Below are 20,122 nucleotides of genomic sequence, written 5' to 3'. Positions count from 1 at the left end.
ATAATCAAGTCAAACTATTATAACTAAATTACAATACAATAAAATATTTTATTGTTTTATAAATCAACTATTAAAAATACTCTTTTTTGAAAATTAATTCTTACCACAATTACCAAATCTAGAGAAATATATGAAAGAAATTGTTGTTTTTGACTTGGATGGGACATTACTATCGGGTGACTCTACAAAGGCATGGTTAACAGATAAATTGAAATCTAATCTTCTCAGATTTATCGCTGCACTCATTGTTACGCCGGTTGCTTTGCCTCTTATGAAATTTAAGAAGTATAAATCTAGAGGTGCTTCATTATATTTATGGATTGCAACGTATGGTGTGAATGAAGAAGAATTAGAATACAGTTTTAAAAATTTTTCCAATAATATCAAAGATATTACTTCTGATTCATTATATTGGTTTGAGCAAGGTATAACTGAAGTTAAAGATCATTTAGCACATGGAAGGATTGTGTTTATTGCCACGGCTGCACCAGAAAAGTTAGCGAATGTTTTACTCGAGTCTATCAATTTAGATGTACAAATTATTGGTACTCCTTTGCAAAAGAAACTAGGAGGATGGATAAGTGGGATACATTGTAGGTCGGAAGAAAAAGTAAGAAGATTGAATAAACTTGATATCAAACAACCTTGGTTCGCGACATATAGTGATGATATTGAAGATGACTTGCCTATTTTGATGGGTGCCAAACTCCCCTATTTAATTAATAGTGATAACAAGAAAATTAAAATTAATAATTTAAAAAAATTAAATTGGTTTTAAATAAAAAAGGATGCTTCGAATAGCATCCTTTTTTATTTACATTTAACTAAGAAATTCTATTTATTTTTACCAAATTTAATTATTGGATAAAAACGGAATAACTGCCATAAACAGACCAGTAATAGTAAGAGGAAATAGACCAATGACCAAACTGGTAAAGATTGACCTAAAAAGGTCCAATCAATTGCTGCACATTCACCTGAACCCGACAATACTTCTTGTAAAACCGTTTTCATTGGTAAGGCATCAATTAAATAGTTTAAACCCGGGCCACAGCTTGGTACTTGATCTGGTGGTAAATGTTGCAACCAGACATGACGTCCTGCTACACCCACTGACCATAAAATTGCAATGCCTGATAAAAATGCATAAAAACGTTTAACCGCATTTGAAACTGGGTTATGCAAAAAGGCTATGAGTGCTACAAGGCCCATCGCCATTAAGCCAACACGTTGAAAAATACAGAGCGGACATGGCTCTAAACCTTTTACATGTTCCAGATACAACGCAAAAGACATGCCGACTATACTTGCTAAAACAAGTAGTCCACTCACCAAACGGTAACTTAATCGCATGTAAAACCTCGTTTTATTATCGATATTGTTCAAGATATTGATCAAAACTGATCTTGGTATCTTGCTCAAGTTTTTCTTGCTGCTGTAAAGACTGCGCAGCCAACTGTTCAAAATGTTTCAAAGTTTCCACACTAAGCTCATGCTGTTCATAACTTTCAGCATGTAATTGCGCCATGTGGCTACCAAAACTCCAAGTTCCACCATGCTTTAACGTATCGTCAATGACATGGGCAGATAAAGTTTCATCAACTTCATCAATTCGTGCTTGCATAACCGCCAAAGCTGAACCATACAAGTCCGTTGCATAGGTCTGATCGAGTAGCTGTGCACAATCTTGCATTTTTGCAATATATAAACGTGCCCAATCTTCGATGTGATATGACCCTGTTAAATCTGTAATGGTTGCGTTTGGCGCTCGACCTCGGTTGACCACCTCTGTCTGATTTTTCTCAACCAAGTCTTGTTCAGGACATAACAAGTCTGGGCTATCACTTAACAGACAATAAAGTGCTAACACTTCAAGAAAGCCTGCTGTCGTTTCATCAACACCAATTGCCGAGTATGGATTTACATCTACAGCACGTAACTCAACATAACCAACGCCTCGATTTTTTAAAGCTTGAGACGGCGTTTCACCTGCTTGAGGTACCTGTTTTGGACGTACTAGACTGTAATATTCATTCTCAATCTGCAAAACATGATCATTAATTTGCAACGGTTCACCAGAAGCATCATTTAACCCTAAACGGCTAAACGGTGGGTAAGGAGAATGAACGGCTTTTTGTAAACCATCCAGATAGCCGGACAAATTGTTGTAATGAATACCTAAGCTTTTTTGTGCTGAGTTTTGATAGCCCAATCGCCCCATACGGAGTGCTGTAGCATACGGTAAATAGTATGAACCTTTGATTAAAGGCAACAAATGATGTTTGTGTCCAGTCAAGAAACAACGACATACAGTTGGACTCGCGCCCACCAAGAACATGACCAATGGTGTTAAACGAATAAAATTACGAATAAGGCCAAAATAACGATGGCTACGGTAATCCTGCAAACTTAATGATTTTAATTGTTCGTCAGTTTCATGAGCTTGCAACTCAGCAAAAAGTGTATCTGGGAAAGATAAGTTGTAATGCACCCCTGAAATGGTCTGCATACGACGACCATATCGAATTCCTAACCCACGGCGATATAGTGTTTTAAAACGGCCAATATTAGAAGTGCCATATTGTGCTAGACGAATGCGTTCTTCATTGTCGTCTAACATACATGGCATAGACAGCGGCCAGAGTTTTTCACCATTTTCTAAATGACGATGCACAACCGCATGAATATCGGTGAGCTCGTGCAGAGCTTCTTCAATGGTTGGCTTAGGTGAAGTAATAAACTCCATCAACGCTTCTGAATAATCAGTCGTAATTTTTGGATGTGTTAACGCCGAACCTAGTGCCTTCGGATGTAACTCTTGTGATAAGAACCCATTACTTTGCATACGTAGGCTTTCACGCTCTATTCCACGTAACATGCCTTGTAGTAGCGACGAATCCACCCAAGCAGGAATAACTGATTGAGATGGTGTAGTGGGTTGACTCATGCATTTGCTCGCTTATTAAAGATCACTATATACAAAATCGTGAGATGATACGGTTACTTATATAATCACATCATTCCAGTTTGGCAATTTTTATCACAATCTTGTTATTTAAGACACGAAAGAATTGTGATTTTATTGAAGAATAATTGCTAAAGAGTTGTCAATATCATGAACGAACAAGACATTTTAAACTTCTGGTTTTCTCCTGAACACCGTTCACTTTGGTTTGCAAAAAGTGATGATTTTGACAAAAAAATCCGTGAAAATTTTTCTGTTGTTCATCGACAGGCAACTCAAGCAGAACTCTGGTCTTGGCGAAAAACAGCAGAAGGTCGTTTGGCAGAGATTATTGTACTAGACCAGTTTTCTCGCAACATCTATCGTGATCAGCCCCAATCTTTTGCCTATGACAGCTTGGCATTAGCTTTGGCACAAGAAGCAATTAGTTTGCAACTCGATGCACAGCTTAATCCAGAGCAACGCTCTTTTTTATATATGCCGTTTATGCATAGCGAATCAAAATTGATCCATGAATTTGCCTTGAAACTATTTCAACGTCTTGGCAATGAAATTAACTTGAGCTTTGAGAAAAAGCATAAAGTCATTATTGATCGCTTTGGACGCTATCCTCATCGCAATACCATTCTCGGGCGTGTTTCTACTCCAGAGGAAACCGAATTTTTATTAGAACCGAACAGTAGTTTTTAAAGCTTCTTAATTTTTAATGCTGAGTCATCTTTGTTTTAATGCTCAGCTGGGAGTTCACCATGAAATATCTCTCTCTTTGTTTAGCCTTAGGCACTGCCTTAACCTTAACTGCTTGTGCAACGACGCCAAGTAAACCAAAAACCTTTGATCAACTTGGCCAGTTTTCCGCATACCCTTTAAATGCGCAAACATTTCGTATTAATTTTCAAGCCGATCCGAATATGAGTTACGGTGCAGCTGAAGAAATCACTTTGGTAAAATCAGCGCAAACGACCGTACAAAAAGGTTTCCGCTTTTTTAAAGTACTGAATGACCCAAGTAACCAAAGTCAGAAACCACCACGTCAGGCTGTGGTTTATCCATCTGCTCCAAGCTTTTATCCTTATGGCTATGGTCGTCGCTATCCGGGTTTCTGGCATGATCCGTTCTATGATTTCCCACAAGTGGTCAATATCGACCCTGTTCAAGTGTCGTATACTATTGAATGTTATCGGGATCAAAAGCAGGCTCCTCAAGACGCTTTTGATGCAACCTTGATCTTGAAATCAATCGGACAAAAATATGGATTGAGTCCGACAGGAGCGCTGTTGCCACCACCCGAGCCTCCAGTAAAACAAAAATGAATAGGATAAATTTATGAGCATGGCAGAAGAAGTTCACCACGTGCCCAGTCTTAAACGTAGTAAATATTTTGCTACCCTAGCGCTGATCATCGTCGTTGTGCTGTGGATTGCACTGATGGTAGCCGACCGTTTTCTGCCAGAATACACAGGTTTTATTCATATTTTGATGCTAGGGGCCGAAGCAGGCGTAGTTGGTGGTCTAGCCGATTGGTACGCGATTACAGTTCTGTTTCGGAACCCTTTTGGTAAGTTACCGATTCCTAAGTTTTTACGGGACCATACCGAGATTATTCCGCGTAACAAGGCACGCATTGCGGAGTCAATGGGCCGTTTTGTACAGGAAAATTTTCTTTCGCCTCAAGTGGTCGAAAAAAGCTTAGAAAAAACTGACTTAAGCCTCGCAATTGGTCAATGGTTGGCAAGTCCGCAAAACAATACGCAAGTGGTGCAGCTCATTCAGCAAACTGTACCGAAATTTTTTGAATTTGTGAGCCAAGAGCAAATTGCTAATTTCGTGCAAAACAACAGTGTGCAATGGGTACGTAATACCCAAGTCAACAAACTCGCCAGTGAAATGCTTCGTGCGGTATTGGAAAATGATTTCCACCAAGATGTTTTACAACGTGGTCTAGATATTGCCCATGAGTGGGTGGTACAAAACCCGGATAAAACCCGTGAATTAACCCGAAAAATGTTTAAAGCACTGGGCGTCTGGTCACTTGCAAGAGGCGCAAGCTGGATTGGAATTGATGTTCAACAACGTACCATCGACTCATTGGTTGAAAAAGTAGAATCGATGCTGGCCGACCATGAACACCCATGGCGACAAGAAATTGAAACGATTGCACATTCACTCATGCTGGAGCTAGCGAAACCCGATAGTGTTGCCAGTCAACGCCTTAACAGCGGTAAAGATGCGCTCCTTGATAGTCCTCAAGTTCTAAATTTTATTAGTGGTGCTGTTACCATTTTGTGTGATGCCATTAAAGAAGATTTAATGAAAGAAGACTCTGGCATTGCAATGAACCTGCGAGCTGCGATTCAGCAATTGGGTGAAAATCTTGTTCAAAATGTAAAAGTACGTGAAGTTCTCAACAAAGAAATGACAGGACTTGCCATGAATTTTACGGATCAATATAGCCATAAAATCATACGCTATGTGAGTGAACGCATTCATGAATGGGATTCACGTGAAATGATCGGGAAAATTGAAAATGAAGTCGGTGGCGACTTGCACATGATCCGAGTAAATGGTGTTGTAGTGGGTGCATTTATTGGTTTGACACTTGGTGTAATTCGGGCAGTGATTGAATCAATTTTATAACTTTAAATATTTTTAATAAGAGAACAATATGCTTCAGCTACAGTCAAAATTGACCACTCAAGGCGTGACTATTTTTAGTACCATGACGGCACTGGCACATCGTCTAGGTGCACTCAACCTGTCACAAGGCTTTCCAGATTTTCCGGCGCCACAAGCCTTACTTGAAGCCTTATCTCAAGCGACTTTAGCTGGACATAATCAGTACCCGCCTGGCGATGGTATTCTCGGTTTACGGGAACAACTCGCTTTACAATTTCAGCAGCGTGATCAACTTCAACTTGATCCTGTTACTCAAATCACCATTACTCCCGGCGCAACCATTGCAATTTTTTGTGCCATACAAGCCTGCATCAATGCAGGTGATGAAGTCATTATTTTTGACCCAAGTTATGATAGCTATGGCCCTTCTGTCGAGTTAGCAGGCGGTAAAGCTGTTCATATTGCGTTGCAAGCACCTGACTTTAAGGTGAACTGGCAACAAGTTAAAGATTTGATTAATGACAAAACCCGTATGATTGTGGTGAATACGCCCCATAATCCAACCGGTACGATCTGGGCAAAACAAGACTGGTTAGAACTCATTGAACTGATTCAAGATAAAAATATTCTGGTTTTATCCGATGAGGTCTATGAACACTTAGTTTTTGATGGTCAACAACACTTTAGCGCATTGCATTTTCCAGAGCTCAGAGAGCGTAGTTTTGTGATTGGTTCTTTTGGAAAAACCTTTCATGTGACGGGATGGAAAACGGGTTACTGCGTCGCTTCACCTGAGCTAATGCGTTTATTCCGCCAGATTTATCAATATGCGAATTTCTGTGGCACGACTCCTTGTCAGATTGCGCTAGCGCAATATATGGAGCAACATCCAGAACATATTCAAGAGCTTTCTCAGTTTTACCAAACGAAAAGAGATCGATTTAATCAGGCAATTCACAATAGTCGTTTTTTACTAAAACCTTCTCAAGGTACTTATTTCCAAAACCTTGATTACAGTCAAATTAGACCTGATTTAAACGATGTAGAAATGTGCCAGTTTCTTGCCGAGCAACATAAGATTGTGGCTATTCCAGTTTCGGTTTTCTACCAGCAAGCGCCTGAGTCTTTACGCTTGATTCGATTCTGCTTTGCTAAAAATGATGAGACTCTGCAAAAAGCAGGAGAAATTTTGAATCAATGTTAATAAATTTAGCCACTTAGCGCTGTAAAAATACTACAAGTCATTCGCTCCAACTATGCTAAGTTGAATATCCGCCCCGCTCATCAAAGAGATGGGCGATGGAGAACACATGCCACTAAGACAGTCCTTAATTCAACAGCAAAATCTATGGAAAACATTTTTTGTTTTCTTGCTACCCTTGATTGCAACCAATATTTTGCAGAACTTGTCGGGAACTATTAACACCATCTTTGTTGGTCAAATGATGGGAGTTGATGCGATTGCGGCAGTTTCTGTATATTTCCCTATCTTATTTTTGCTCCTCGCTTTTATTATCGGAATTTCAACAGGTACGACTGTTTTAGTAGGACAAGCATGGGGTGCGCAAAATATAGAGAAAGTCCAAAGTGTGGTCGGTTCTACCCTGTTTATGACCATCATTGGTGGAATTATTACCGCGATTATCGGTGTGTTTTTCGCCCATGATATTTTGGAGCTTTTAGGTACAGATCCAAAGGTCATGCATCTTGCTTTGCCTTATGTTCAATGGATGTTGGCGGGTAGCCCTCTTCTGTTCGTTTATATTATCTATACCTCAATTTTACGTGGTGTGGGAGACAGTACAACCCCTTTACTGGCCCTCGCTTTAACCAGTGTCATCGGTATAATTATTACACCAATTCTTCTCAAAGGTTATTTTGGCTTTCCTGCCCTAGGGATTATTGCTCCTGCTATAGCATCAATTATTAGTTATATCGCAATATTAATTTTTCTCGCGATTTATCTTAACAAGAAAAATCATTCACTTCGGCCGAATCGTCAGCTTCTGCAACATATCCGTCATAATCCAGAACTAAGCAAAATCATTTTACGCTTAGGCGTCCCAACTGGTATTCAAATGATTACGACCTCAATGGCTGGCTTGGTTATTGTCGGGTTGGTTAACCACTATGGTTCACATGCTACAGCAGCGTATGGTGCAGTGAATCAGGTGCTCAACTACATTCAGTTTCCAGCGATTTCGATCTCCATCGCAGCCTCAATTTTTGCAGCGCAAGCGATTGGTGCGGGTAAATCAGATCTACTCACACGTGTTACACGCACCGCTTTAGGTATGAACTTTTTATTTACAGGTGCCTTAATTGCACTTGGTTATCTATTTTCAAAATATTTGATGGCTTTATTTATCACAGACCCAACTGTGGTGGTATTAGGTCAACAGCTTTTGTTTATTGTACTTTGGGCAATTTTATTCTTTGGCGCAGGTGCCATTTTTGCATCTATCATGCGTGCCAGCGGCACCGTGACTGTTCCAATGCTGATTAACATCTCTGCCATTTTATTTATTGAAATTCCATGTGCTTACTGGTTTAGCTCAATGTGGGGACTTAAAGGCATTTGGGTTGCCTATGCCTTGGCATTTGTCAGTCTATGTATTATTCAAGGCTTGTATTATCAATTTATCTGGAAGAAAAAGACGATCAAAGTTCTTATTTAGAACTATTTAAATATTATAAAAAAAGCCATCAATTGATGGCTTTTTTACATTGAAAATTATTTCATTAACTTAGTCACAATGGTTGAAGCACGTTGGTATCCGGTCGGGAATAAACGCTGGAATGCATCAAGAATTTTTGCATCACTACCAATCAATAAACGGCGTTTATTTTTCAAAACGGCATCCAAGATTTGACGGGCAGCTTCTTCTGGAGGAGTACGAAGTAGCTTGTCAAAGTTTTGAATCGATTTAGCTGGATCCATACCTAAAGTACTCAAGCTGTCACTCATTTTTGCAGCTTTAGCAATATTGGTGCGAATTCCCCCCGGATGTACGCATAATGAACTCACACCACTTTTTTCAATATCCAACTCTTGGCGTAACGATTCGGTAAAGCCACGTACAGCAAATTTAGTTGCGTTATAACCAGATTGAGTCGGTTGAGCAGTCAGACCAAATAAGCTCGAGATGTTAATAATGTGCCCATCTTGAGTTTGCTTAATGAACGGTAAAAATTCTTTAGTCCCGTATACGACACCCCAGAAGTTAATCCCAACAATCCACTCTAAATCTTCGTAGGTCGCGCCTTCGACAGTCGAACCTAACGCAACACCAGCATTGTTAAAAATCAGGTTAACAGAGCCGTGATCTTGTACTGTTTCTTGCGCCCACTGCTTTACCGCTTCACGGTCAGACACATCAAGCTTTTTGGTAGTAACAGTAATATTGCTGTACGGCTTTAAAAGCTCGACAGTTTGTTGTAATCCTTTTTCATTAATATCACTCAACGAAAGATGGCAGCCCTGTTTTGCCAAAAGAATTGCTAACTGTTGCCCAATGCCAGAACCCGCGCCCGTAATTGCAGCGACTTTGTTTTTAAAATTTTTCATTGTCCATCCTTTGTTTTTCGATTTGCACAATCGGTTCATTGCATGTGCACTTTAGACACCTTCAATATAATTTTGACAATACACATTGTCAATATAGTACACTGTAATTTCAGATAGAATGGCACAATTCTGCTGAGGGCTTTATCATAGTGAGCATATTTGGCTAAAACCTATAAATTAGGAAACCATTCTTCAGGAAACAATTTATTTATGGCGACTAACGACTCAACCAGTAAAAAGAAAACAAAAAGTGTGAGTAAAGAACGTCAGTTCAAAGGGTTATCTCTATCTGAACGTAAAGAGGCACGCCGTGAAAAGCTGATTGAAGCGGGTATTGCAACCTACGGAACCCTTGGTTTTTTTTCAGTAACGGTAAAAGATGTCTGCCAAGAGGCAAAACTCACCGAACGTTATTTTTATGAATCATTTAAAAAGAGTGAAGATTTATTCCAAACCATCTTTTTAAAAATGATTGAAGAATTACAACAAAATCTGATGCAAGCCGTGATTAAAGCTGCCCCCGATCCAGAAAAAATGGTCGATGCTGGTTTAAGAGCTCTGCTGACGACATTAAAAGACGATCCAAGATTAGCTCGTATTGTCTATGTCGATGCAGTTCTGGTGCAAGAATTACATAATCAGGCCACCATTCAAGAAACACTTGCGCAATTTGATCGCATGATTCAAGCCTTCGTTATGCTGACCATGCCCCAAATTCAGCACCACGAAAATGAACTCTCTTTAATCGCAACGGGTTTAAATGGATATGTCACTCAAATTGCAATTCGATGGGTGATGGGAGGGTTTGAGCAGTCTCTTGAGCAGGTTTTAACTGCATGCCGTATCGTTTTCTTATCTTTATTAGCTCAAGTTTCAAAATAATATTAAAGTTTTTTGACAGCTAAAAATGTGAAAAAATAGCTAAGCAATTAAGGTGATAACCTATTGAATGATTTTAGAAAGTTTGAGGCTGAGATGTCATAATTTGGTCATACCTTTGTCTTAGTTTTGTCACAAATTATTGCTAAATTCATTTTTATAGACTTTTCTGCAATGAAATTGTCATAATTAATCTTTGTAATAAGCCTGTCATAACTACAAAACGGTTCACCGTTAAATCTATAGGATATTGCGTTGTGAAAGATGACTATATTTTAATTGTCGATGATGAGCTTCCTATCCGTGAAATGATCCATACTTCTTTGGACATGGCAGGCTTTCAGTGTTTACAGGCAGAAGATGCCAAACAAGCTCATCAAATTATCGTCGACCAACGTCCGGCGCTTATCTTGCTTGATTGGATGTTACCTGGAGGCGTAAGTGGTGTCGATTTATGTCGCCGCTTAAAACGAGATGAAAACCTAGCAGAAATTCCAGTGATTATGCTGACTGCTCGCGGAGAAGAAGACCACAAAGTACAAGGTCTTGATGCGGGTGCAGATGATTACATGACGAAGCCTTTCTCAACACGTGAACTGGTTTCGCGTATTAAGGCAGTTCTGCGCCGCGCTAATGCATTAAGTGGTGAAAAAACAATTGATGCCAATGGTTTAATTCTTGATCCTGTAAGCCAGCGTGTTAGCTTTGGTAACAGTATTTTAGATATGGGCCCAACTGAATATCGCTTACTTGCGTTTTTTATGACCCATCCAGAACGTGCCTATACGCGTGCCCAGTTGCTCGATCAGGTATGGGGCGGTAATGTATATATTGAAGACCGCACTATCGATGTGCATATCCGTCGTTTACGTAAAGTGTTAGAACCTTTTGGTGTTGACCGATTTGTTCAGACTGTACGTGGAACTGGCTACCGTTTCTCAACACGTGCAGATTTAGCCGCAGGTTAACCAAGATTTATGTATGAACCCTACCCCGTCCCTGAACAGGTACGTGAACAAAAGCTTTCTCGCTACAGTAGTTTATGGACGTTTGCCAAACAAGATTTACGGCTTTTATTATTTTTTCTAATTATTGCCGGTTTAGTCGGTTTCGGTATTGGGTATTTCTGGAGCTGTATTTTTATCGCCTTCGTGGTGTTTTTTACACTCCAGTTGCGTTCTTTATATCTGGTCAATGACTGGATTGCGAATAAACCTTATGACGTTCCTCCAAACCTTAACGGGATTTGGGGGGCATTGTTATTTAATGTTTACCGTGCCCAGCGCCAAGAACGAATTGTTCAGGCGGAAATGGTCGGTTTAATTGACCGGGCTCAGTCTTCATTAGTTGCTCTTGCTGAAGCGGTTGTACTCATTGATGACCAACATCAAATCGAGTGGTGGAACCCTGCTGCCGAACGTTTGTTAGGAATCAGTCCTCTCGACCGTGGCCGCAACTTATTAACCATTTTACGTCAGCCTACTTTTATTGAATATTTTAACAATATTGATCAGGCACCTGATGGAATTAAGCTTCACTCAAATTTTGATGATGACCGTTATGTGCAGGTTAAACTCACTCGATTTGGTGGAGAAAGTCGTTTATTGGTGGCTTACGATGTGACTCGTATGCACAACCTTGAGCAAATGCGCAAAGACTTCGTCGATAATATTTCACATGAACTTCGTACACCATTAACCGTACTGAGTGGTTATATCGAAACATTTACCGATCAGGAAGATATTAGTCCGCGCTGGAAACGAGCCTTTGATCAAATGCAGTCACAAACCAAGCGTATGAATGCTTTGGTCAATGATTTACTGCTGTTATCAAATTTAGAAAATAACAAGAAAATTGCGAAAAATCAGATTATTGAAATGCCGAGTTTAATGAATCAACTTTTTGATGATGCTCAGGCCTATAATGCCGATTATGGACATACACTCAATTTACATATTGATAGCCACTGCGACCTGATTGGTTCTGACATGGAAATTGCTAGTGCATTTAGTAACTTAATTACGAATGCCATCAAGTACACGCCAAAAGGTGGAACCATTACCATTGGCTGGCATGATGATGGCGAACATGCTTACTTTAGTGTACAAGACACGGGCATTGGAATTAATCCTAAACATTTACCACGCCTGACTGAACGCTTCTATCGTGTGGACAGTGACCGTAGTCGTCAAACAGGTGGTACAGGTTTAGGCTTAGCAATTGTAAAACACGTGCTTATGCAACACGGTGCGTATTTAGATGTGCAGTCTAAAGAAAACGAGGGATCAACATTTACCGCAGTTTTTCCAAAAGAAAGACTATATAACATGACCTAAATTTGCCCCTCTCACATTTAAAAAGCCGACTCATGAAAAGTCGGCTTTTTTGTATTATTTAAACCAATTTACTTAAGATTCGAGCAATACGATTTTGTCTGATTTTTCTCTATTACATTTAAAAAGTGAGTGGCAAAAGTATTACTTTGACGCAGTGCATCGCGATGATCTCCGCCATCAATCGTTTGATAAATAGTTGGTTTTTTTAATTTACATAGCTGCTGATAATAAGCAGATGTCCCTCTAGGATCGACTAAATGATCTTTAGAGCCTTGAACAATCATTAGTGGCACGGTCGGCACCATATTTTCAATAGATTGCTGTTTTAGATAACCCAGAAGAGGTTTTAAGTCTGCATTAGGCAGAAATATGCTAGAAGGAGACTTCTTCAAATCAGATTGAAGTTCAGATAAACAGCGACTGCGCGCTTGAGTTAGCACCGCATTCATTTCTGCACTGACTAAGTTTTCAGGAACAATACTTGGTTCTGCTGCTTGTGCTCCCAATAACACAATCGGGAAAAATGCTGCCACACTTGGTTCTGGGTTTGGATTACTCTGCACATATTCTGCAATGCCTTCATATTGATAGCCACCTGGCGCAAGAGCAATTGCCCCTTTTAAATCCAGTTCAGGTGCATCTTTTTTACCATAGGCAGACACTGCAATTGCCGCAGCCCCACCTTGACTGTGCCCCATCACCAACCACTGTTTATTAAAACCCTTAGGCTTGAGCATATGTAATGCCCGCACTGCATCAACCACCGTATGAAGCTGGCTCTTTGCATTCATGTAAGGATGCCCACCCGATGTACCTAAACCCTGATAATCAGGTGCAACAACTGCATAGCCACGTGCAAGCCAACCATCTAAAGCTTTAGAAGCAACTTCTTGGTATGAATGAACGGGGCCGCCAACATAATCACCCGAAGGTGCACAAGTATCAGCAACTCCAGTCGTGCCATGCGCCCAAGCCAGTATCGGCCAGCCATTTTTTGGTGGTGTTCCTTTCGGTAATAAAATAAAAGCCGATGCCACAATGGGCTCGCCCTGAATACCTCGACTACGATAATTAACTAACAAACGCTGATCAGCATGAGGAAATAAATCTGTCACATCTTGTTGTGCTATAGTGAGTATTGAGCCTGGTTTTTCGTTCACAATTTGCTTACCCAAATCAGTAATTTGAGCAGCCATAGCGGAACCAGACACCAAACAAATACTGCTAAATAAAATTTTTAAAAAAGAATTACTTTTTTTAATCAAGGGATTACTCCTTTATTATTTACATTACATCTATTTAAATAATTAATTTATAAAATATAAATTACCATAGAATCTTCTATATTTATATTCAACTCAAAATAATTTACATTTATATATAGTCTCTTAAAATCTCATTAAATATATTTTAAAGAATATGTATTATAAATATCGTTGCAAAAATTAATCCAATTTCAATAATAAAAAATATATGCTGATATTTTCTTAATTACTATAGTGATTAAAATGTCAAAACAAAAATTTATACCCTACCTGATTTTTCTTATTCTCGGTTCTCTATCTATCCATAGTTTTGCAGACGTACAAGTCTATGGTCCGGGTGGGCCCGCACCCGCCATGAAAGAAGCCGCCAAACAATTCACCAATAAAACTGGCATAGCAGTCCATGTGACTTCTGGTCCTACTGCTCAATGGTCTGAAAAAGCGAAACTAGATGCAGATGTTATCTATAGTGGTTCCGAAGCCATGATGTCTGATTTCGAAAATACCTTTTCTGAGCAAATTATAAAAGACTCGGTGGAACCTTTATATTTACGCCCAGCAGCCATTTTAGTACGCAAAGGAAATCCTAAAAATATTAAAGGATTTAAAGACCTAGCTAAACCCAATATTAAAGTTTTAGTTACACATGGTGCAGGTCAAGTCGGTATGTGGGAAGATATTGCTGGCAGAACCGGAAATATTCAATTAACAAAAGCTTTTCGAAAGAATATTGCCACCTATGCAGCCAATACAGGGATTGCCAAGAAAAGCTGGGAAGAAAATAGCAGCTATGATGCTTGGTTAGTCTTTAATATTTGGGGAATCAGTAACCCAGATGTTGGACAAATTATCCCTATCGAACCAGAGCTAGTTGTCTATCGTGATACAGGTGTTGCATTAACAAAACATAGTCTAAAAGATGCTGAGGCTAAACGGTTTGTAGAGTTCTTATCGTCTCAGCAAGGCAATACTATTTTCAAAAAATATGGTTGGACTAAATAAGTAAAAAAAGGGAGCTAAGCTCCCTTTTTAATTTTTAAAATTATTCACTCTAGTTCACTTAGAATATATTCGTTTCAAATTAAATATACGCCTGCGGCATATAAAGCGCCGAGTATTAAACAAAAGGCTGAGCTGATATACCAAAATAAATCACTATTTCCCACAAATTTTAACTTTAACCATGGAAAAGCAAAACCACGGATAAGAAAAACCGCTGAAACAAGTGACAAAATAAGTTTAGTAAATGGTAATACCTGTATTCCCTTTGCTGCAAAGAAGGCATAAATAGCACATACAGTTAGAATTAACCCCACAGTTATAGCTGTAAAATTAGGATACCAGTGCCCTCTTTCAACCATCTGTACAATACTTTTCCCAGCCCCTAAAAACCGAAAACCATTTGCTCCCCAGAACACACAAACAAAATGAAGTAATGCGCACAGAATGTTAATAAAGCAGCAAGATATAGTAGAACGTTTGGAAGTGATTGCATTAGATTTTATACTAATAAATATGTGTGATATTTATTATACTTAATTATAAATTATATAATACTTATAAATAGTTAAAATAATATTAACTTGGTATTTAATATTTTAAATACCAAGCTCAGATCATCTCAATTATTTACTTTCAAACTCTTTAAAATCAGCTTTTCTGATTTTTGCATGAATACCTTTGGTTTTATCTACTACTTGTGAAACTTCAAAATCAGTTGCGGCACTTAAATAGGCGTACGCTGTCGCTTCGTCAATACCGTATTCTTGGTTTAAGAAACGAATGGCTTCACGTGTAGATTTCTTCATCGCTTCATCAAGATCTTCATCAAGTCCCGGTGTAATCCAAAATTCAGCATTTTCAGCTAAAGGTTGTTTTAAATCTTTGCCCGGTATTTTGTCCTTACCTGCTTTGAGTAAGGTAAATTTGAGCGTGGCGCGGGCTGAAGCTTCTAGTGCCGTTAATGCCACTTCCCCATCGCCTTGCGCGAAATGACTATCACCCGTATAGAATAATGCACCTTTAACCTGAACAGGATAATAAGCGGTTGAACCTGCACCTAGTTCATTAATATCAATATTTCCTCCATACATTGCAGGTGGTACAGAGTGAACAGGCTCAGATGTATTAGCTGCTACCCCCATAATTCCCATAAAAGGATACAGCGGAAAACGTATTGATTTACCAGATTCTGTTTTTAATACCCCTTCATATTCACCTTGTGCATTTTTTTCAATTGGGGTGAAAATCGATACATTTCCATAGCGTTCAGGATGCTCGGCCGATGCATTTTCTTGCTTTGCTTTTTTAGGAAACTCCCCTACTAAAGCCCCCTTACCATGTCGATTTGAAATCACACCATAAGGAACTCGCGGCTCAACTTTAAGTACTTCAACTTTCAAAATATCACCGGGCTGTGCGCCTTCAATGGCAACAGGACCTGTCACAATATGCGGCCCATCTTTATGAAAATCATGCTTTAAATTTGACTGTGTAATTGTTTTTGCATCTTCCAATATTTGATTAGAATTTACACCCTTCGATTTAAAGAACTTTTCAGCATTACGCCCCTGGTCTTCAAGTAAACCTTCATGAGAAACCGTATCGAATGTCACTACACTACCCGACGGAACAGTAAGCACGGGTTTAGCATCTCGATTTGGTAAATAGCCCCATGTAATGGTATTTAAAGTAGAGGGAACATAATAATTACCTTTATATTCGCCACTTTGAAGTTGAGTAGGCTGTTTTGAAATTTGATTTAAAACTTTAAAATCATTGGCATGGGTGAGTGAAATACAAAGTACAGATAAAACCGAAGCTGTCAGGCGTTTAACTTTTAACATGATTTCAGAACCTAAAAAATATGAAAGTTACAGTAAAGTCTTAAACAAGTAGCAAGCATTGTGCCAAGGCTAAAGTGGTGTAATATCAAAAAAGCGCTTCATGGTTATAAAAAATAAATAATTTTTTTAGATTTAATAACTTATCTTCAAATAAAATTAAAACCTCGACTTAAGTCTAACTTAAATATTTCATTCTATTTTTATTTATTAATTTTTAATCATATTAATATTTTTGCTCTCTTCAGATACATATTTATAGACTAGCTCATATAACGTACTCATTTAGATCACTTAATAATAATTATTTTTCTATATAATATATCCAAACATAATTATCTATTTTAGATTTATATAATTTAAATAAAAAATAAACCCTGAATAATTAAAGTCAGGGTTTACTTATTTTATAGTGGTTATATCTTTTACTAAACTGTATGTCCCATGCGCTCACCCATTACAACCACAGACTCAGCTTTAAAACGTTGTTCCCATTCGATCTTATCTTTTTCAAATAAAATAACGGCTGTAGAACCTAAGTAAAAACGTCCAAGCTCAGCACCTTTCTCTAGCTTTAACTGATGATGCTGTAATTCGATACGACCTGAAGGTTTTATCTTGCCTGTTGCCACAGTTTCAATACCAGCAACAATCATCGCCCCCACTAGAACAACAGCCATACGGCCAAGTTCAGTATCAAACAAACACACCATACGTTCATTACGAGCAAATAATCCCGGTACATTTTCAGCAGTGACCTGATTTACCGAAAATAGCTCGCCTGGCACATATAACGTTTCTGTTAAAGTACCTGCAAACGGCATATGAACACGGTGGTAATCGCGTGGTGATAAATAAACTGTCGCGAACTCACCATCTTGGAATGGCTGAGCAAGTTGCGGATCACCAATTAATTTCTCTACAGAGAAACTTTGACCTTTGGCTTGAAAGACTTCACCCGCAGTAATTTTACCAATTTGGGAAATTGCACCGTCCGCTGGTGACACAATACTATCTGCATTTTCATCAATTAGACGTACACCTTCTTTTAATGCACGGGTAAAAAAGTCATTAAAAGATTTATATTTCAGTGCATTGCCTTGTTCAGCAATCGATAAATCAATCCCATATTTAGCTTTAAACGCATGAATAACAGCGTTTTTCACAACTGGATTTTCACTCGCAGCAACTTTACCTACCACACGGCTCAATTGATGCTGTGGTACAAGGTTTTGTGCCTTAATAAATAATTCTTTTTTTAATCGAGATGTGAAACTCACGACGGTGATTCTCCAGTAATAATAGGACTATCGAGGCGATTGCCCCATTCACTCCACGCACCATCATAGGCTTTTGCTTCCCAGCCCAAGAGTTTAGCCAGAATATAGGCCAAACCGGAACGGTGATGTGACTGGCAGTACACAACTACAGGTTGTTGTAAATCGAACCCAAGTTGTTCAAGGCGCTGCCGCGTGCGTTCAAGCGGATGCAATTTTAGATGATTTTGACGATTAAGTGCAGTACTCCATTCAAAATGGAGGGCATTTGGAATGTGACCGCCGCGTCGCGCTGCTAAACGGACACCACTATATTCATCACTCGTCCGGCAATCCCACAGTTGCACACTTTCTTGCTCAACTTGTTTGCGTAGCTCTTCATAGTTCACACGGAACTGAGCGGCATGTGATAAATCAATTTGAATTAAGTCTGTAACAGGAGAAACTTTTTCGACTTCTGCTGTAGTGGGTAAGCCTGCACCTAACCATGCATGGATACCCCCGTTAATTAAACTGGTACGGGTAAATCCTAGGCAATGCAAATTCCAGATTAAACGCCCAGCCCATGCCCCACCTTCATCGTCATAAACCACAACATGATGATTAGGTGAAATATTCAATTTTTCAATCAGTGCTTGTAAACCCGCTTCATCCGGCAAAACACCAGTTGCTTCTTCATGCTGAGCCACTAACCATTTAGGCTGTAAATGAATGGCATGGGGAATATGGAGTTGCTCATAAACCGATGCACGGCTCAAATCTATAATGCGAATATATTCATTGCCTAAATAAGGCACTAATTCTTCTGCTTCTATTAATAAATCGAGTTTAAAATCAGGGAGTGTCATCGTCATGGTTTCTTTTTATACCAGCTTATTTTCAATCTTAACATAAGCATATATCTAACAAACTCTGATTTTCTGCTACGCTTTAGCAGAAAATCAGATATCAGGATTCTCACTTTTAAAAATAAAAAATAGCAAGACTACTTTTTACTTAAACCGCTTCTTCAAGTTCTTCGATTTCAAAAACCTGACGTAAATAGGCCAAGAAAGTATCGTTGTCGGTCATGGTTTTACCCGGACTATCAGAGATCTTCGCAACTGACTGACCATTACATTCAACCAGTTTCAACACAATATTCAGTGGCTTTTGCCCCATATCGTTAGTCAAATTAGTTCCAATACCGAAACTCACCTGAAAACGATCTTTAAAGTATTGATGCAACTCCCATGCCTTTGGCAAATTAAGACCATCACTAAATGTCAACATTTTAGTTTTGGTATCAATTTTTAATTTACGATAGTGCGCATACGCCTTATCACCCCATTCATACGGGTCGCCACTGTCATGACGTAAGCCATCAAATAGTTTGGCAAAATACAGGTCAAAATCACGTAAGAAAGCGTCCATCCCCACCACATCAGTTAGGGCAATTCCTAAATCTCCCCGATACTCTTGCACCCATGTTTCTAAAGCAGCTTTTTGGAAATCACGTAAGCGGACATCAAGCGCCTGAAACGCTTGTAGGAATTCATGAGCCATGGTTCCAATTGGGGTAATGTTAAGCTCTTTAGCAAGCAACACATTACTTGTACCCCGGAACACATTTGGTACAGTTTTATGAAATGCCGCTACGACATGTTTTTGCCAAGCAAAGCTATAACGACGACGTGTACCAAAATCAGAAACTAAAAACGGTGGATCGTTTGGCTGTTGAGATTTTTCATATTGCTGAATCAAATCGAGTTTTGCTTGTAATCGGCGTTCGCCTTCGGCCCAAACTTGATCTGTTTTGATACGGCTAAAATACAACTCATTTACAATGGCTAGGACAAAAATCTCGAACATCATCGCCTGAACCATCGGTCCTTCAATATGAATATCTAAACGGCCTTCTGCATCAATGCTAGCCTGAATAAAACGACGTTTGAGTTGGAATAATTCTAAGTAATCGACAAAGTCACTTTTAATAAAGCGTAATTTCCGTAAATATTGTAGCTCGTCTTCTTTATATTTGAGATTACATAAATGGTCGAGTTGCTCGTTTAAGTCATCCAAAATATCCACTAATGGATAGACTGTATCTTCTAAGTTTCTGCAACGAAAATGATAGACACTATGTGTTTGCGGGAATTTATGCAGAACCACTTGTAGCATCGTAAATTTGTACAAGTCTGTATCTAGTAAAGAATGGATAATTGGAGACATAGTCAATGATTATTCGCTTGCTTCTTAGCATTAAAGCATATTTTTATGGATGAATTACGAGGTTTTATACCATTGTTGCAGTTCCATGAAATTTCCTTCTAAAAATCATTTAATTTAAATTCTGCTAAACTACGTTAATTCAATTAATTATAGAAATTTGCT

At 38.9% G+C, this 20,122-nt stretch carries 18 protein-coding genes and 1 pseudogene; 10 read left to right on the top strand and 9 right to left on the bottom strand.

Translation table 11 applies throughout. The features are described 5' to 3' along the window. Positions 1–130: 130 nt before the first annotated feature. A complete protein-coding gene (locus tag JGE69_RS10295) occupies positions 131–778 on the top strand; it encodes a haloacid dehalogenase-like hydrolase (RefSeq protein WP_068564596.1) in 648 nt (215 codons plus the stop codon). A 56-nt stretch (positions 779–834) separates the two neighbouring features. Here the strand turns inward: JGE69_RS10295 and JGE69_RS10290 are convergent, their stop codons facing one another. After that, positions 835–1,353 carry a disulfide bond formation protein B gene (locus JGE69_RS10290; protein WP_069124353.1) on the bottom strand — a complete coding sequence of 173 codons (519 nt, stop codon included), beginning with the start codon at positions 1,351–1,353 and terminating at the stop codon, positions 835–837. A gap of 16 nt (positions 1,354–1,369) precedes the next feature. After that, positions 1,370–2,947, bottom strand: coding sequence for a glutamate--cysteine ligase (gshA, locus tag JGE69_RS10285; RefSeq protein WP_005066727.1), 1,578 nt, complete (start codon positions 2,945–2,947; stop codon positions 1,370–1,372). Between the two features lie 168 nt (positions 2,948–3,115). Here gshA and JGE69_RS10280 point away from each other — a divergent pair, with 168 nt between their 5' ends. The 5 genes from JGE69_RS10280 to JGE69_RS10260 all read left to right on the top strand — a co-directional run bounded on the left by JGE69_RS10280 (position 3,116) and on the right by JGE69_RS10260 (position 8,259). Then, positions 3,116–3,655 carry a DUF924 family protein gene (locus tag JGE69_RS10280; RefSeq protein ID WP_069036303.1) on the top strand — a complete coding sequence of 180 codons (540 nt, stop codon included), beginning with the start codon at positions 3,116–3,118 and terminating at the stop codon, positions 3,653–3,655. A gap of 59 nt (positions 3,656–3,714) precedes the next feature. Beyond that, positions 3,715–4,278 (top strand): CC0125/CC1285 family lipoprotein, encoded by a 564-nt coding sequence (locus tag JGE69_RS10275; RefSeq protein WP_104075427.1) that lies wholly within the window; start codon positions 3,715–3,717, stop codon positions 4,276–4,278. A gap of 13 nt (positions 4,279–4,291) precedes the next feature. Then, positions 4,292–5,602 (top strand): DUF445 domain-containing protein, encoded by a 1,311-nt coding sequence (locus tag JGE69_RS10270; protein ID WP_104075428.1) that lies wholly within the window; start codon positions 4,292–4,294, stop codon positions 5,600–5,602. Between the two features lie 28 nt (positions 5,603–5,630). Next, the gene (locus JGE69_RS10265) at positions 5,631–6,785 is read left to right on the top strand and encodes a pyridoxal phosphate-dependent aminotransferase (RefSeq protein WP_044102735.1); all 1,155 of its coding nucleotides are present in this window, start codon (positions 5,631–5,633) and stop codon (positions 6,783–6,785) included. A gap of 106 nt (positions 6,786–6,891) precedes the next feature. Continuing rightward, the gene (locus JGE69_RS10260; protein ID WP_199113327.1) at positions 6,892–8,259 is read left to right on the top strand and encodes an MATE family efflux transporter; all 1,368 of its coding nucleotides are present in this window, start codon (positions 6,892–6,894) and stop codon (positions 8,257–8,259) included. Between the two features lie 56 nt (positions 8,260–8,315). Here the strand turns inward: JGE69_RS10260 and JGE69_RS10255 are convergent, their stop codons facing one another. Beyond that, a complete protein-coding gene (locus JGE69_RS10255) occupies positions 8,316–9,149 on the bottom strand; it encodes an SDR family NAD(P)-dependent oxidoreductase (protein ID WP_174724477.1) in 834 nt (277 codons plus the stop codon). Positions 9,150–9,359: 210 nt separating this feature from the next. On the opposite strand from JGE69_RS10255, the gene JGE69_RS10250 reads away from it, so the two are divergent. The 3 genes from JGE69_RS10250 (at position 9,360) to phoR (ending at position 12,364) form a co-directional block, all read left to right on the top strand. Then, a complete protein-coding gene (locus tag JGE69_RS10250; RefSeq protein ID WP_000224580.1) occupies positions 9,360–10,031 on the top strand; it encodes a TetR/AcrR family transcriptional regulator in 672 nt (223 codons plus the stop codon). A 254-nt stretch (positions 10,032–10,285) separates the two neighbouring features. Continuing rightward, on the top strand, positions 10,286–10,996 hold the full coding sequence (gene phoB / locus JGE69_RS10245; RefSeq protein WP_000650776.1) for a phosphate regulon transcriptional regulator PhoB: 711 nt from the start codon (positions 10,286–10,288) through the stop codon (positions 10,994–10,996). A 9-nt stretch (positions 10,997–11,005) separates the two neighbouring features. Beyond that, the gene (phoR, locus tag JGE69_RS10240; protein ID WP_002121907.1) at positions 11,006–12,364 is read left to right on the top strand and encodes a phosphate regulon sensor histidine kinase PhoR; all 1,359 of its coding nucleotides are present in this window, start codon (positions 11,006–11,008) and stop codon (positions 12,362–12,364) included. Positions 12,365–12,432: 68 nt separating this feature from the next. Here the strand turns inward: phoR and JGE69_RS10235 are convergent, their stop codons facing one another. After that, positions 12,433–13,629 (bottom strand): alpha/beta fold hydrolase, encoded by a 1,197-nt coding sequence (locus JGE69_RS10235; protein WP_199113325.1) that lies wholly within the window; start codon positions 13,627–13,629, stop codon positions 12,433–12,435. Between the two features lie 243 nt (positions 13,630–13,872). Here JGE69_RS10235 and JGE69_RS10230 point away from each other — a divergent pair, with 243 nt between their 5' ends. Continuing rightward, positions 13,873–14,631: an AcfC family putative adhesin gene (locus JGE69_RS10230; protein ID WP_199113323.1), complete on the top strand. Its 759-nt coding sequence runs from the start codon at positions 13,873–13,875 to the stop codon at positions 14,629–14,631. A gap of 74 nt (positions 14,632–14,705) precedes the next feature. Here the strand turns inward: JGE69_RS10230 and JGE69_RS10225 are convergent. From JGE69_RS10225 to pncB, 5 genes and pseudogenes are all read right to left on the bottom strand, one after another. Next, positions 14,706–15,124 (bottom strand): annotated as a pseudogene (locus JGE69_RS10225) (hypothetical protein). A gap of 130 nt (positions 15,125–15,254) precedes the next feature. Further along, positions 15,255–16,475 carry an acetamidase/formamidase family protein gene (locus tag JGE69_RS10220; protein WP_069141360.1) on the bottom strand — a complete coding sequence of 407 codons (1,221 nt, stop codon included), beginning with the start codon at positions 16,473–16,475 and terminating at the stop codon, positions 15,255–15,257. 425 nt (positions 16,476–16,900) lie between these two features. Continuing rightward, the gene (gene asd, locus JGE69_RS10215) at positions 16,901–17,752 is read right to left on the bottom strand and encodes an archaetidylserine decarboxylase (protein WP_199113321.1); all 852 of its coding nucleotides are present in this window, start codon (positions 17,750–17,752) and stop codon (positions 16,901–16,903) included. Next, the gene (locus JGE69_RS10210) at positions 17,749–18,597 is read right to left on the bottom strand and encodes a sulfurtransferase (RefSeq protein ID WP_032005028.1); all 849 of its coding nucleotides are present in this window, start codon (positions 18,595–18,597) and stop codon (positions 17,749–17,751) included. Before JGE69_RS10210 ends, asd begins: the two co-directional genes overlap by 4 nt. A gap of 148 nt (positions 18,598–18,745) precedes the next feature. After that, positions 18,746–19,960, bottom strand: coding sequence for a nicotinate phosphoribosyltransferase (pncB, locus tag JGE69_RS10205; protein ID WP_017398994.1), 1,215 nt, complete (start codon positions 19,958–19,960; stop codon positions 18,746–18,748). Between the last annotated feature and the right edge of the window lie 162 nt (positions 19,961–20,122).

This window comes from Acinetobacter sp. C13 (genome assembly GCF_016809775.1).
GTDB classification, from domain to species: Bacteria; Pseudomonadota; Gammaproteobacteria; order Pseudomonadales; family Moraxellaceae; genus Acinetobacter; species Acinetobacter pittii.
The sequence above is the reverse complement of the archived record's forward strand: the minus strand, read 5'-3'. Positions and strand labels throughout refer to the sequence as shown.